Origin of the sequence: Nostocoides australiense Ben110, from assembly GCF_001050535.1 — a bacterium.
Lineage (GTDB): Bacteria > Actinomycetota > Actinomycetes > Actinomycetales > Dermatophilaceae > Nostocoides_A > Nostocoides_A australiense.
Genome location: NZ_HG764815.1, coordinates 4,079,826 through 4,093,559, shown reverse-complemented (window position 1 = coordinate 4,093,559; position 13,734 = coordinate 4,079,826). Strand labels below are relative to the sequence as shown.

The window sequence follows — 13,734 nt, the reverse complement described above, 5'->3', positions numbered from 1 at the left end:
CGCGCGGACCAGATCCCGGGCTGATTCCTGAGACGGTGTCGGGATAGCGACCGGCACGATGTCGCCGTTACGGGCCAGCCGGGCCAGCAACAACGCATCCCGCCGGTCGGTCTTGACCCGATCCCCCACCGGCCGCAACACCTTCGACGGCGCCGCGACCTGACAGGCATGACGCGCCGTCAGCAGCGCCCGCGCCAACCCGAACCCCGTCGGCCCCGCCTCATACGTCACCAACACCGGACCATGTTCTGCCGCAACAGATTCCACGAAACCCACGACATCGACCACCGGCGCAGAGACCGTCCGCTCAATCACCTCCCCCGTGACCGTGTCGATCGCCGCCGCTCTGACCGATCTCGCGTGCACATCCAAGCCGATACTCGTACGCTCTATGAACACCGGGGCCTCCTATGCATGTCGGCACCGCCAGCCCATCTGGCAGGTGATCCACGATTCTCTGCATACGCGAGGCCCCGGCCTCAACCCTCAACCGAAACCCCGCCCGCCCCCATAGGGTCTAGCAGAGGCTGGTCAAATCAGCAGACCTCCCTAGGTGTGCTGATTACTAACCTCTGCTAGCAGAAGTTCCTTGGAGCGCAGTGGGTTTCAGGCGCGGGTGACCTGGATGACGGCGGGGCGGGGGCCCTTGAAGACGCCCTTGCCGTAGTCGGGGAAGTGGGACTGCGGGGCCTCCCACGATCCGTCCTCGCCCGGGTGCTGCACCGCGACGAAGACCGATCCGTCCTTGTCGTGGATGACCGGTCCACAGGTCTCGGCGCCGGCCGGGACGGACAGGAACTGGCGGACGCGGCCGCGATAGGTGCCGGCGGTCTCGACGCAGTGCAGGGCGTCGTCCAGACCGATGGCGCTCGGCTGGCCGTCGGTGGAGATCCACAGGTTGCCCCGGCTGTCGAAGGCGAGATTGTCCGGGCAGGCGATCGGGGAGACCGGGCCGGTGTAACCCCCGAAGTAGGTGCCGGCGGAATCCTTGTCGCCACAGATCAAGAACAGCAGCCAGGTGAAGCGACGGCTGGTGTGTTCACCGTCCATCTCCGTGATCTCGACGACGTGACCGTCCTTGTTCTCCGGACGCGGGTTGGCCTCGTCGGTGCCGGGCTCACCCGGCAGCCCGCGCTTGGAGTTGTTGGTGCAGGCCATGTAGACCCGGCCGGACATCGGGCTGACCTGGACGTCCTCGGGACGATCCATCGGCGTGGCCTTCATCTTCGACGCGGCGAGGCGGGTGTAGACGAGCACCTCGTCGAGCGACATACCCGGCACCATGGACTTGCCACCCATCGTGAGCGGGATCCAGACGCCGGTGCCGTCGCATACGCCGTCCTGGCGGCCGTCGCCGGTGAACCGGGCGACGAACAGGTCGCCGTCGTTGAGGAGCTTCTTGTTGTGCTCGCGGGCCGCGGCCGTGCCGGAGTCGTCGTAGTGCCGGCGGGAGATGAATTTGTAGAGGTACTCGAAACGCTCGTCGTCGCCGGTGTACACGACGACCTTGCCGGTCGCCTTGTCGATGGCCACGCTCGCGGCCTCGTGCTTGATCCGCCCCAGAGCCGTGTGCTTGACCGGCGTCGACGCCGGGTCCTCCGGATCGACCTCGACGATCCAGCCGAACCGGTTCGGCTCGTTGCGGTAGCCTGGCCTGGTGGCATCGAAGCGCGGGTCGACGCTGCGCCACATCCGCTCATCGCCGTCGGGGCCGAGGCCATAACGCTCCTCCTTCTCGGAGGTGCCGGCACACAGGAAGTACTGGTTCCAGTTCTCCTCGCCCGAGAGGATGGTGCCCCACGGGGTGGTGCCGCCGGCGCAGTTGTTCAGGGTGCCGTGGACGCGCCGGCCCATGGGGTCGGCCGCGGTGCGCAGCAGCGGGGAGCCGGCGGCGGGCCCGGACATGGTGAAGGGGGTGGTGCCGGTGATGCGGCGGTTGGGGGGGCCGTCCCGGACCGGCTTCCAGGCTGCGCCGGCGCCGGAGCGGGAGATCTCGACGACCGACATCCCGTGCGCGGCCAGCGCGGTGCGGGCCATGAACTTCGCGTCGGTGCCGGGCGGGAACATGATGTCCTCGTTGGTGTATTCATGGTTGGCCACGAGGATGCCGCGGGTCGTGCTGCCCTTGTCGGGCATGATGTCGAGGTAGTCGCAGTTGTAGCCGAACTGGCGGGCCTGGGCGGCCGGCGTCGTGCCCCGCGCGCTGAGCGCCGGAACGCCGGAGAAGAGGGGATCCCCCCACTTGATGACCGGCTGCCAGCGGTAGCCGCCGGGGACGCGGACGGCGTCGACGTCATCGGGCGTGGCGCCGATCGGGTTGAACGGCAGGTTGCTGCCGGCTGCCTCGGCGCTCTCCGGCGTCAGCGTCGTGGCGGCGGCGACCGACAGCACGAAGGCACCGGTCATCGCCGAGCGCCGCGAGAGCGCGCGGCTCGCGATGGAGTGGAAGGTCTCGTCGGTGCTCTGATTGGGCACGGGCTTGAAACACGCGTCGGCGCAACGTAAATGGCACGTCACCGGGCTGCGGTTGCCGTGCGTGTGGCCGGCCATCGGCAGTGCCGCGCGGTTGTCGGAAACGGTCATGGCGACTCCTTGAGTGGAACTCACCGATCCCTCCCGGACCGATGGCGCTCACAACCTAAGGAGACACGCCAGCGGGCCCGGTCAACGGCAGATGGACACCAGGCGATCGTTCGGTGACCATCAGGTGCTGTCCGCCCAGGCCGGCGCCGCCCGGTGCGGGACGGGACCAGCCTCTCTCAGATGTCGCGGAAGGTCTCCACCTTCGCCCCGAGCGCGGTCAGGCGCTCGGCCAGATCCTCATACCCGCGGTTGATGACATAGACGTTGCGCAGCACCGAGGTGCCCGGGGCGGCGAGCATGGCGAGCAGCACGACGACGCCGGGCCGCAGCGCCGGCGGGCAGCCCACCTCGGCCGCCCGGAACTTCGTCGTCGGGCCGGTGATCATCACCCGGTGCGGGTCGAGTAGCTGCACCTGCACGCCGACCTTGGTCAGCTCGGTGAGATAAATGGCGCGGTTCTCGTAGACCCAGTCGTGGATCATCGTCGTGCCTTCGGCCTTCGCTGCGATGAGCGCGAAGAAGGGCAGGTTGTCGATGTTCAGGCCGGGGAAGGGCATCGGGTGGATCTTGTCCGCCGGCGCCTTGAGCGGGCCGGGGATCGTCGTCAGGTCGACGAGGCGGGTATGGCCGTTCGCCGAGAAGTACTCCGGCGTCAGGTCGAACTTCATCCCCATCGTCTCGAGCGTGGCCAGTTCGATCTCCATGAACTCGATCGGGACGCGCTTGATCGTGATCGCGGAGTCGGTGACCACGGCGGCCGCGAGCAGGCTCATCGCCTCGATCGGGTCCTCGGACGGCTGGTAGTCGACGTCGACGTCGATGTTGGCGACGCCCTCGATCGTCAGCGTGGTCGACCCGATGCCCTCGATCTTGACGCCGAGCTTCTGGAGGAAGAAGCACAGGTCCTGGACCATGTAGTTGGGGGAGGCATTGCGCACGATCGTCTTGCCGGGGTTGCGGGCGGCGGCCAGCAGCACGTTCTCGGTGACGGTGTCACCGCGTTCGATGAGGACGATCGGCTTGGCCGGGCTCTGGCCTTCACGGACATGCGCTTCGTAATACCCCTGTGTCGCATGGATATTCAGCCCGAAGTCGCGCAGCGCGATCATGTGCGGCTCGACGGTGCGGGTGCCGAGGTCGCAGCCGCCGGCGTAGGGCAGCTGGAAGTGGTCCAGCTCGTGCAGCAGCGGGCCGAGGAACATGATGACCGTGCGCGTGCGGCGGGCCGCGTCGATGTCGATCGCGTCCATGTCGAGCTTGGCCGGCGGGATGATCTCGAGGTCGTTGGTGCCCGGCAGCCAGCGGGTCTTGACCCCGATCGACCCGAGGACCTCGACGATCCGGTTGACCTCCTCGATGCGGGCGAGGCTGCGCAGGGTGGTGCGGCCCTTGTTGAGCAAGGCGGCGCACAGGAGGGCCACGGCGGCATTCTTCGAGGTCTTGACCTCGATGGTGCCGGAGAGCTGCTTGCCGCCCTCGACACGCAGGTGGGTCGGCTGGGAGTGGCCGAGGGAGACGAACTCGCTGTCCAGCGCTTCGCCGATGCGGGCGAGCATTTCGAGGCTGAGGTTCTGGCCGCCCTGTTCGATGCGGGCGATGGCGCTCTGGGAGGTAGCGAGCAGCTCGGCCAGGTCACTTTGCGTCATGCCTTTGTGGCGGCGCGCGTCGCGAATGAGGTTGCCGATGCGGGACAGATACGTGTCGGTCACAAGCCAACACGGTAACTCACATGTGAGATACGAAGCGAATCGACGCGCCGGTGGGGGACCTGTGACAGCCGGTGGGCGCAGGTCACTTTTCCGCCCAGGGCGCAAACATAGCGGTGCGCCTCGCAAAGGTTGCGATGCGCACCGCTACGAAGTGGCACTGGGCGGAAAAGTGCGGGTCCGCCCAGTGCATCGATCAGGCGGGGACGGAGGCCGCGCCGGGGGGCAGGAAGCGTTTGCCGAGCACCTTCTCGGAGATGCCTTCGCGATCCAGCAGCGGGGTGATGCCGCCGTTCCAGAACTGGAAGCCGGCGCCGGTGATCAGGGCCAGGTCGATGTCCTGCGGAGCCTGGGCGACGCCCTCGTCGAGCATCATCCCGACCTCCTCGGCGATCGCCGACAGGACGCGTTCCTTGACCTGGTCGGCGGTCAACTCGACGGGGTTGTCGGGCTGGATCTGCATCGCCGGGTCGTATGCCGCGCCCTTGGCCTCGACGAGCTTCTGCAGGCTCGGGGAGACATAGAAACGGTCGCCGAAGGCACGGTGCAGGGTCTCGCTGTTGTGCAGCGCGATCGCCGGGCCGACCAGGCCGAGCAGGACGAAGGGCGGCATCGGCGCGAGACCGGCGACGCCCTGGTCCGCGATCGCCGAGGGGGTGCCCTCGTCGACGATCTTGGAGTATTCGCCCATGAACCGGCCGAGGATCCGGTTGACGATGAAGCTCGCCGAGTCCTTGACCAGGATCGTCGTCTTCTTCAAGCCCTTGCCGACGGCGAATGCCGTTGCCAGAGAGGCATCGTCGGTCTTCTCACCGGGGATGATCTCCACGAGCGGCATGACTGCGACCGGGTTGAAGAAGTGGAAGCCGACGACCCGCTCCGGGTGCTTCAGGTCGGCCGCCATCTCGGTCAGCGACAGCGAGGAGGTGTTGGAGGCCAGCACGCACTCGGGCGAGACGATCTCCTCGACCTCGGCGAAGACCTTCTTCTTCACCGAGATCTCCTCGAAGACCGCCTCGATGACGAACTCGGCATCCGCCATCCCGGCCTTGTCGGTGGACCCGGTGATCAGGGCCGACAACTTGTTGGCCGTGTCCTGCGTGATCCGGCCCTTGGTCTGCAGTTCGGCGAGCTGGCCCTGGACATAGGCGATGCCCTTGTCGACGCGCTCCTGGTCGAGGTCGGTCATCAGCACCGGAACCTCGAGCCGCTGCGCGAACAGCAGCGCCATCTGGGCGGCCATCAGGCCGGCGCCGATGACGCCGATCTTGGTGACGGGCCGGGCGAGTGCCCGGTCCGGCGCCCCGGCGGGCCGCTTGGCCCGCTTCTGCACCAGGTCGAAGGAGTAGAGGCCGGCCCGCAACGGGTCGCCCATGAGCAGGTCCGCCAGCGCCTCGTCCTCGGCGGCGAAGGCGACATCGCGCTCGGCCGTCCGGGCGGCGCGGATCAGGTCCAGCGCTCGATACGGAGCCGGCGACTTGCCTCCGGTCTTGACGTCGACGAAGGCCTTGGACATGTCGACGGCGCCATTCCATGCGGCCTCGTCCTTGTTGACCTCGGGACGTTCGACCTTCGTCTCGCCCGTGAGCACGGACGCCGCCCAGCCCAACGACTCCTCGAGGAAGTCCGCCGGGGCGAACATCGCGTCGGCCAGGCCGAGCTTGAACGCGGCCGGGCCCTTGAGCATCTTGTTCATGTTCATCGGGTTCTCGATGATCACGGTCAGGGCGTTCTGGACGCCGACCAGTTTGGGCAGCAGATAGCAGCCGCCCCAGCCCGGGACGAGCCCGAGGAAGCACTCCGGCAGCGCCAGCGCCGGCGCCCCGGCCGAGATCGTCCGGTAGTCGCACGCCAACGCGATCTCGACACCGCCGCCCATCGCCGCGCCGTTGACGAACGCGAACGTCGGGACCGGCAGGTCCATGATCTTGGCGAACGCGGCGTGCCCGGCGCGGGCGATGTCGAGAGCGGTCTGGCGCTCACGGACATACGGCACCCCGGTCAGGTCGGCGCCGACGGCGAAGATGAACGGCTTGCCGACGATGCCGACGGCCTGGATCTCACCGGCGCCCGCCCGCGAGGCGAGAGTGTCGAGGGCCGCGGTGAGGCCGGCGATCGTCGCCGGCCCGAAGGTGTTGGGCTTGGTGTGGTCGAAGCCGTTGTCGAGGGTGATCAGGGCCATCGTCCCGGCACCCTTGGGCAAGGTGACATCCCGCACGAGCGCCTTGGTGACGACCTCGTCGGGCAGGGCGGGCGCCTGGGTGGCCGAGGCCTCAGTGGTGGCAGTCATGGCTCAGGCGTCCTTCCCGTAGTCGGCGTGGTGGGGGTTCTCCCAGATGACGGCACCGCCCATGCCGAGGCCGATGCACATCGCGGTCATGCCGTAGCGGACCTCGGGGTGCTCGGCGAACTGCGCGGCCAGCTGGTTCATCAGGCGCACGCCGGAGGAGGCGAGCGGGTGACCGGTGGCGATGGCGCCGCCCCACAGGTTGACCTTGGGGGAGTCGTCGGGGATGCCGAAGTGGTCGAGGAAGGCGATGACCTGCACCGCGAAGGCTTCGTTGAGTTCGAAGAGTCCGATGTCGTCGATCGTCAGACCGGCCTTGGCCAGTGCCTTCTCGGCCGCCGGCACCGGGCCGATGCCCATGACCTCGGGCTCGACCCCGACGAACGCGAACTCGATCAGCCGCATCTTGATCGGCAGGCCCAACTCGCGGGCCGTCTCCTCGGCCGCGAGCACACACGCGGTGGCGCCGTCGTTGATGCCTGCGGCGTTGCCCGCCGTGACCCGACCGTGCGAGCGGAAGGGCGTCTTCAGCGCGCCGAGGTCCTCCAGCGTCGTGCCGGGGCGGGGCGGCTCGTCCGCGACCGCTAGGCCGTATCCCTTCTCCGCGCTGCGCGTGGCCACGGTCACCAGGTCGGGCTGGATCTTGCCGTCAGCATAGGCGGCGGCCAATTTGTCCTGGGACGCAACGGAATAGGCGTCCGAGCGCTCCTTGGTCAGCTGTGGGTAGCGGTCGTGCAGGTTCTCCGCCGTCTTGCCCATGACGAGCGCGGAGGGGTCGACGAGTTGTTCGGCGACGATGCGCGGGTTGGGGTCGACGCCTTCGCCCATCGGGTGGCGGCCCATGTGTTCGACGCCGCCGGCGATGGCGATGTCGATGGCGCCGAACGCGATCTGCCCGGCGGTCGAGGTGACTGCGGTCATCGCGCCGGCACACATCCGGTCGATCGAGTACCCCGGCGTGGTCTTGGGCAGCCCGGCGAGCAGCGCGGCGGTGCGCCCGATCGTCAGGCCCTGGTCGCCGATCTGCGTGGTCGCGGCGATGGCGACCTCTTCGACCTTCTCCGGCGGCAGCTGCGGGTTGCGGCGCAGCAGCTCGCGGATGCACTTGATGACGAGATCGTCGGCCCGGGTCTCGAAATAGATCCCCTTCGGGCCCGACTTGCCGAACGGCGTCCGGACGCCGTCGACGAAGACGACCTCACGCAGACTGCGCGGCATACTGCCTCCTTGAGTGTTGGGAGGGGCCGGTCACGTAGGCCGGCCCCATTAGTCGCCACTCTAACTAAGCGTGCGCTTAGTTCCCCGTGGTCAGGTGGGTGAGAACGCTCACGCAGTGAAGGCGCTATGCAGCATCGGCGCCACGATCTCGCGCTGCCAGGGCCGCACACCGTATGCCGCGAGCCCCGCGTCGAAGGCGTCGGTCGCCGGGGCCCCGGGCGGGGGCGTCCAGACGACCCGGCGCAGGGGTTCGGGGGAGCAGACGTTCTCGACGGGGACAGAGTGTTCTTCTGCGAAGGCGGTCAGCGCCAATCGGGTGCGGGCGAGCCGGTCGGCGGCGAGGGGGTTTTTGTCCGCCCAGGCCCGCGGCGGGGGCGGCCCCTCGGAGGGCAGGTTGACCGGTGGCAGATCGGCGTCGCGCAGGGCGCGGGCCCGGTCGAGAGCCGTCAGCCAGCTGCGCTGATAGCGGGCGATGGCCCGGTTGCCCGCGGGCAGCGAGCCGGGCGGGTTCGCGCCGAGAGCGTGCTGGGCGATCTCGATCAGCAGCGCATCGGCGATGATGCGGCCGGGCGCGATATCCCGCTCGGCGGCGATCCGGTCGCGTTCGAACCACAGCTCACGCACCATCGCGACTCCCCGCTGGCCCTTGACCCGGTGCAGGCCGGAGGTGCGTCGCCACGGGTCCTGGCGAGCGGTGGGAGCCCAGTCGAGCAGGGCCTCGAACTCCTGGCGCGCCCACTCGGACTTGCCGCTGCGCGCCAGGTCCACCCCCATGAGGTTGCGGATCTCGCCGAGCACCTCGACGTCGAGCGCGGCATACCGCAGCCAGGCCGTCGGCAGCGGCCGCTTCGACCAGTCGGCGGCCGAATGCTCCTTGGCCAGCACCAGCCCGAGATAGTGCTCGACGACGGCGGCGAGGCCGACGCGGGGCAGTCCGAGCAGGCGGGCCGCGAGTTCGGTGTCGAAAAGCTGCCGCGGCCGCAGCCCGACCTCGGCGAGGCAGGCCAGATCCTGCGTCGCCGCGTGCAGGATCCACTCGCCGGTGCCGATCGCCCGGTCGAGGGGACTGAGGTCCGGCACCGCGATGGGGTCGATCAGCCAGGTGCCCGCGCCCTCGCGGCGGATCTGCACCAGGTAGGCCCGCTGCCCATACCGGAAACCCGACGCCCGTTCGGCGTCGATCGAGACCGGCCCGGTCCCGCCGGCCACGGCGGTGGGGGCCTCATCCAGCCTCCGCTCGCTCTCCACCACCTCGGGCAACCCGTCGGCGGGATGATCGAGCGGTATGCCGGGAACCGGCAGATCGGCCGGCACGAGTTGGTCGGTCATCGGCGCCGCCCTGGAAGCGCGACGACCCCCTCAGGAAGCGGCGGCAGTCCGGCGACGGTGCACAGCAGGTCGCACCACGCGCTCAGGTGCCGGCCGGGTTCGTCGTCGAGGGGGGTCCACGAGGCGCGGATCTCGATCTCGACGGTCGAGGGCCGCTCCGCCATCGCACCGAAGCCCTCGGAGATCACCCGGGTCACCGTGCCCGCCTCTCCCGTGAAGTCCAGGCCATGCTCGGTCAGCGCCTCCTCCAGCCACGCCCATCCCACCTCGCCGAGCATCGGGTCGGTGGCGAACTCGGGCTCCAACTCCGCCCGGGCGAAGGTGACAGCGCGCCAAGCCCCGCCCCAGGGTTCGGGGCACGCCGGGTCGTGCAGGAGGACGAACCGGCCGGACGCCAGCTCCTCCTCTCCGTGGGGGTCGGCGAGGACGTCGGCCGTCAGCGCGACGGCGTGCGGAGCGATGCGGGTCGGCGCCGGGACCTCGGTCAGGCGGATCTCCGGACGCAGGGCGGCCGAGTGCAGCAGCGTGAGCGCCCGGGCAAAATCCTCCGGCGCCGATGACGTCATGCTGCGAGTGGCCACGACTGCAGCGTAGGCGCAGGCCACGCCGGAAGTGCGGTATTGCCGCACCGGGCCCGGGTGTCGTGTCCGAGCGCCGGGCACACTGCGGTGGTTAGGGTGCGGCTGTGTTCAGCCTCCTCGCGCTCGCGTCGTCACTCGTGTGGGGCACGTCGGATTTCGTCGCCGGGGTCAAGGCCAAGACGCATCCGGCGGCCGCGGTCGTCGGGTGGTCGCAAGCGGTCGCCCTGCTCGCGACGAGCATCGCCGTGCTGTTCCGGAGCCCACATTTCGCCGCCGGCGACTGGCCGCTGTGGGCCGCGCTCGCCGGGGCCTCGGGGTCCTCGGCCCTCGTGTGCTTCTATGCCGCGCTGAGCACCGGCACGATGGGGGTCGTCGCACCGATCGCCTCGCTCGGGGTGCTGGTCCCGGTCGTCCTGGGCGTCCTGGAAGGCGAGGCGCCGAGCGCGCTGACGTGGCTGGGCATCCTGGTCGCGATCGTGGGAGTGCTCCTGGCCTCCGGCCCGGAGCTGGACGGCCGGGTTTCGCGGCGCCCGGTCGTGCTGGCGTGCGCCGCCGGGGCCGGCTTCGGCATCACGTTGTACGCCATCGACCGCGGCAGCGCCCACTCGGTGCTCAACACGATGTGGGGTATGCGGTTGACCTCCGCCGTGATGTTCCTCGCCGCCGCGTTGTGGTTGCGCAAGGCCGGTGGTATGCGGTGGGCCGACGCCCCGGTGCTGGTGTTCGTCGGCCTCGCCGACCTGACGGCGAACATCCTCTTCGGCCTCGCCTCCTCGAAGGGCATGGTCAGCGTCGCGAGCGTGCTCGGTTCGCTCTATCCCGTGATCACCGCCGCTCTCGCGTATGCCGTGCTGCACGAGCGCCTCCGGCCGGTACAGATCGCCGGCGCCGCCGCGACCGTCGCCGGCGTCGTGCTCATCGCCGCTGGCTCGGCCTGAGCGGGCCGGGTTCGCGACCACCCAAGCTGTGCGCGGGCGCGGGCCGAGCCGCATACGATTCGCGGGTGAACCCCGCCGAATCGCCCCTCGTCCGTGCTGCCCGCGGGCTGCCCGTGCCGCACGCCCCGGTGTGGTTCATGCGCCAGGCGGGCCGGTCGTTGCCGGAGTACCGCGCCGTCCGCGAGGGCATCGCGATGCTCGACAGCTGCCGCCGGCCGGATCTGGTCGCCGAGATCACGATGCAGCCGGTGCGCCGGCACGGGGTGGATGCGGCGATCTTCTTCTCCGACATCGTCGTCCCGGTCGCTGCGGTGGGGTTGGAGATCGACATCGTCCCCGGAGTCGGGCCTGTGGTCGCCGAGCCGGTCCGCACCCACGCCGACCTGGACCGGCTGCCGGAACTGACTCCGGACGCCATCCCGGACATCAGCGAATCGGTCCGGTTGCTGGTCGCCGAGTTGGGGGAGACGCCCCTCATCGGTTTCGCCGGCGCACCGTTCACGCTGGCCAGCTATCTGGTCGAGGGGGGTCCGAGCCGCAACCACGTCAAGACCAAAGCCCTCATGCACGGTGACCCGGATCTGTGGAATGCCCTGTGCGCCAGGCTCGCTCAGATCTCGACGGCCTTCCTCGCCGTGCAGGTCGAGGCCGGGGCGAGTGTCGTGCAGCTCTTCGACTCCTGGGCCGGAGCGCTGTCCCGGGCCGACTACGAACGCTACGTCCAGCCGCACTCGGCCCACGTGCTCGCCGCCATGGGTGAGCTCGGCGTGCCGCGGATCCACTTCGGGGTCGGCACGGGCGAACTGCTGGCGTCGATGGGGGCGGCGGGCGCGGACGTCGTCGGCGTCGACTATCGCGTGGCGCTGCCCGACGCGATCGAGCGCCTGGGCGATCGGTATGCGGTGCAAGGAAATATCGACCCTGCCCTGCTGTTCGCACCCTGGGATGCGCTCCAGCGCGAGACCCGACGGATCCTCGACGAGGGCCGCTCCGCGAAGGGGCACATCGTCAATCTCGGTCACGGCGTGCTGCCCGAGACCGACCCGGATGTGCTCACCCGCCTCGTCGGTCTCGTCCACGACGTCTCGGCGCGCTGACTAACCCGAGGTCTCCTCGTCAGTGCCTGCCCCCGAATCCGCATCGGGCTTGGGGCCGACGGGAGCGACCGGGTGGGCGCCCTGACCAGCCCACGGCGTCGGCATCCCGCCTGCAGGGGAGGGTGCGGGATTGGCCGGACGCCAGACCGGCTGCGGCGCAACGGGCTTCGCCGGACGGGAGCGCCGCCACTTGCGCACCAGCAGCCACAGCGGCCAGCCGACGAGGGCCCCGAACAGGATGAACGGCAAGAGCGCGCCGAGGATCGTCAGCAACCCGACGAGCGAGGCGACGAAGGCCTTCCACCCGGCTTGCAGGCCCCCGACGAAGCCCTCCTTCGGGTTCGTCAGCCCCTCGACGAGTTTGGGTTCGGTGGTCAGGTTGATCGTGATGGGGGAGCGCGAGGTCTCGCGCTCCAGTTGCTGCAGCCGCGCCTCGACAGCTTCCAGATCGCTTTGCCGGGAGGACAATTCGCGTTCGAGGTTGACGAGTTCGTCGATGTCCTTGGTCTGGCCGATGAGTTCTTCGAGGCGGGCGACGGACCGTTTCATCGACTCCACCCGGGCTTGGGTGTCGACATACTCAGCCGTGACGTTCTCGGTGGCGGTGCGCCGGTCGAGGACCTTGCCGACCTTCTCCAACTCGTCCAGGGTGCTGTCCAGCTTCTCCGTCGGGACCGAGATGCTCAGCGCCGCATAGGTGTCGGGGTTGACACCGTCTTCGGCCTCGCCGGCGGCATACGACCCGATGTTCTCCGACAGGATCACGCCACCGGCGCTGGTGTTGATCGTGCGCACCTTGGCGACCGCCTCGCCGATATCGCCCACCTCCAGTGAGAGCGAGCCGTTGCGTGCCAACTTCTGGTCGGCAACATTGGGTACGGCCGCCTTCTGAGCGGCACCCCCCTCGGCAGCGGCATCACCGGCAGGAGCGCTCGCTGCCGCCGATGCTTGTGAATTGCTGCCGCTGTCGCTTCCGCTGCACCCGGCGACGAGCAGACCCGTCGCGGCGAGGATCGCAGCGAGTGCAGCCGGCACGCGGCGGCGCCCATCGGGATTGGCCCAGGTCATCAGGCTGGTGGTCATGAGGGGCTCCCATCAGGTCGACGGCTTTGGGGGTGCGACGGCTACCCGCTGTCCGATGGTTCCGCGTGGGCGACATATGTTTGTGGGCATGTACCGGATCGTTATCGTCGGGGGCGGCATCGCGGGTCTGGCCGCGGCCTGGGAACTCGTGAGCAGCGCACCCGACGTCGAGGTGACGATCCTCGAACAGACCGACCGCGTGGGCGGCAAGCTGCGCCGCGAGGAGGTCGGCGGGCACCTCGTCGACGTCGGGGCCGAGGCGATGCTCGCCCTGCGCCCCGAGGCCCGGCACCTCATCGAGGAGATCGGCGCGGGCGCCGACCTCGTCACGCCGGCGACCGTCGCCGCGTCCGTCTATTCCTATGGCGCGCTGCATCCGATGCCGCCGCGCTCGATGATGGGCATCCCGCAGCAGCCGGGCGACGCCGCCGGCATCCTCAGCGACGCGGAGGTCGCGCGTCTCGCGGCGCCCGAGCCGCTGCCGCCGCTGGAGTCGGATGCCTCCGTCGGCGACTATGTCGCCGCCGTCCTCGGCGACGCGGTCGTCGACCGGCTCGTGGAGCCCCTGCTCGGTGGGGTGTATGCCGGTCAGGCTCGCAAGCTGTCGCTCGCCGCGACGATGCCGCAGCTGTATGCCCGTGCGGTCGCCGGGGAGCCCCCGGTCGCCTATGGCACCCAGAAGCACGAGGCCACGAGCCCAGGCCCGAAGCCGCCGCCGGCGACTCCGGACAGCGAAAAGCTCTCCGCCCAATCGCCATCGCCCTTCATCGGCCTGCGCGGCGGCGTCGGCCGGCTGCCCGAAATCGTCGCCGACGCCGTGCGCGAACGCGGCGTGCAGATCCGCATCGGCGTGACGGTCCGCGGCATCGCCCCGCAGCCGGCCGGCGGGTGGGGGGTGGGGGGGGGGGGGGG

Annotated in this window: 11 protein-coding genes; 3 read left to right on the top strand and 8 right to left on the bottom strand. The window is 69.7% G+C overall.

Annotated features, from left to right (window positions below; all coding sequences use genetic code 11):
• From BN11_RS20220 to BN11_RS20190, 7 genes are all read right to left on the bottom strand, one after another.
• On the bottom strand, nucleotides 1–399 hold a 399-nt coding region (locus BN11_RS20220), incomplete at its 3' end, for an IS110 family transposase (RefSeq protein ID WP_048693490.1).
• 207 nt (nucleotides 400–606) lie between these two features.
• Nucleotides 607–2,583 (bottom strand): PhoX family protein, encoded by a 1,977-nt coding sequence (locus BN11_RS20215; protein WP_048700222.1) that lies wholly within the window; start codon nucleotides 2,581–2,583, stop codon nucleotides 607–609.
• A 176-nt stretch (nucleotides 2,584–2,759) separates the two neighbouring features.
• Nucleotides 2,760–4,292, bottom strand: a complete 1,533-nt coding sequence (locus BN11_RS20210) for a helix-turn-helix domain-containing protein (RefSeq protein ID WP_048700220.1) — start codon at nucleotides 4,290–4,292, stop codon at nucleotides 2,760–2,762.
• 193 nt (nucleotides 4,293–4,485) lie between these two features.
• A complete protein-coding gene (locus BN11_RS20205; RefSeq protein WP_048700218.1) occupies nucleotides 4,486–6,579 on the bottom strand; it encodes a 3-hydroxyacyl-CoA dehydrogenase NAD-binding domain-containing protein in 2,094 nt (697 codons plus the stop codon).
• Between the two features lie 3 nt (nucleotides 6,580–6,582).
• A complete protein-coding gene (locus tag BN11_RS20200) occupies nucleotides 6,583–7,794 on the bottom strand; it encodes a thiolase family protein (RefSeq protein ID WP_048700216.1) in 1,212 nt (403 codons plus the stop codon).
• 108 nt (nucleotides 7,795–7,902) lie between these two features.
• Nucleotides 7,903–9,123, bottom strand: a complete 1,221-nt coding sequence (locus BN11_RS20195) for an HRDC domain-containing protein (RefSeq protein WP_048700214.1) — start codon at nucleotides 9,121–9,123, stop codon at nucleotides 7,903–7,905.
• Entirely contained in the window at nucleotides 9,120–9,704 is a 585-nt protein-coding gene (locus tag BN11_RS20190) for a DUF3000 domain-containing protein (protein WP_048702083.1), read from the bottom strand. The genes BN11_RS20195 and BN11_RS20190 overlap by 4 nt, the downstream gene beginning before the upstream one ends.
• Nucleotides 9,705–9,808: 104 nt before the next feature.
• Between BN11_RS20190 and BN11_RS20185 the strand changes: the two genes are divergently transcribed.
• Both BN11_RS20185 and hemE read left to right on the top strand, forming a co-directional pair.
• Nucleotides 9,809–10,642 (top strand): DMT family transporter, encoded by an 834-nt coding sequence (locus tag BN11_RS20185; RefSeq protein WP_048700213.1) that lies wholly within the window; start codon nucleotides 9,809–9,811, stop codon nucleotides 10,640–10,642.
• On the top strand, nucleotides 10,639–11,739 hold the full coding sequence (gene hemE / locus BN11_RS20180) for a uroporphyrinogen decarboxylase (RefSeq protein ID WP_083434076.1): 1,101 nt from the start codon (nucleotides 10,639–10,641) through the stop codon (nucleotides 11,737–11,739). Before BN11_RS20185 ends, hemE begins: the two co-directional genes overlap by 4 nt.
• Here hemE and BN11_RS20175 read toward each other — a convergent pair whose 3' ends face one another.
• Complete coding sequence (locus BN11_RS20175; RefSeq protein ID WP_048700210.1) at nucleotides 11,740–12,822, bottom strand: DUF4349 domain-containing protein; 1,083 nt, start codon at nucleotides 12,820–12,822, stop codon at nucleotides 11,740–11,742.
• 88 nt (nucleotides 12,823–12,910) lie between these two features.
• On the opposite strand from BN11_RS20175, the gene hemG reads away from it, so the two are divergent.
• A partial coding sequence (hemG, locus tag BN11_RS20170; protein WP_048700208.1) for a protoporphyrinogen oxidase occupies nucleotides 12,911–13,734 on the top strand: 824 nt, incomplete at its 3' end.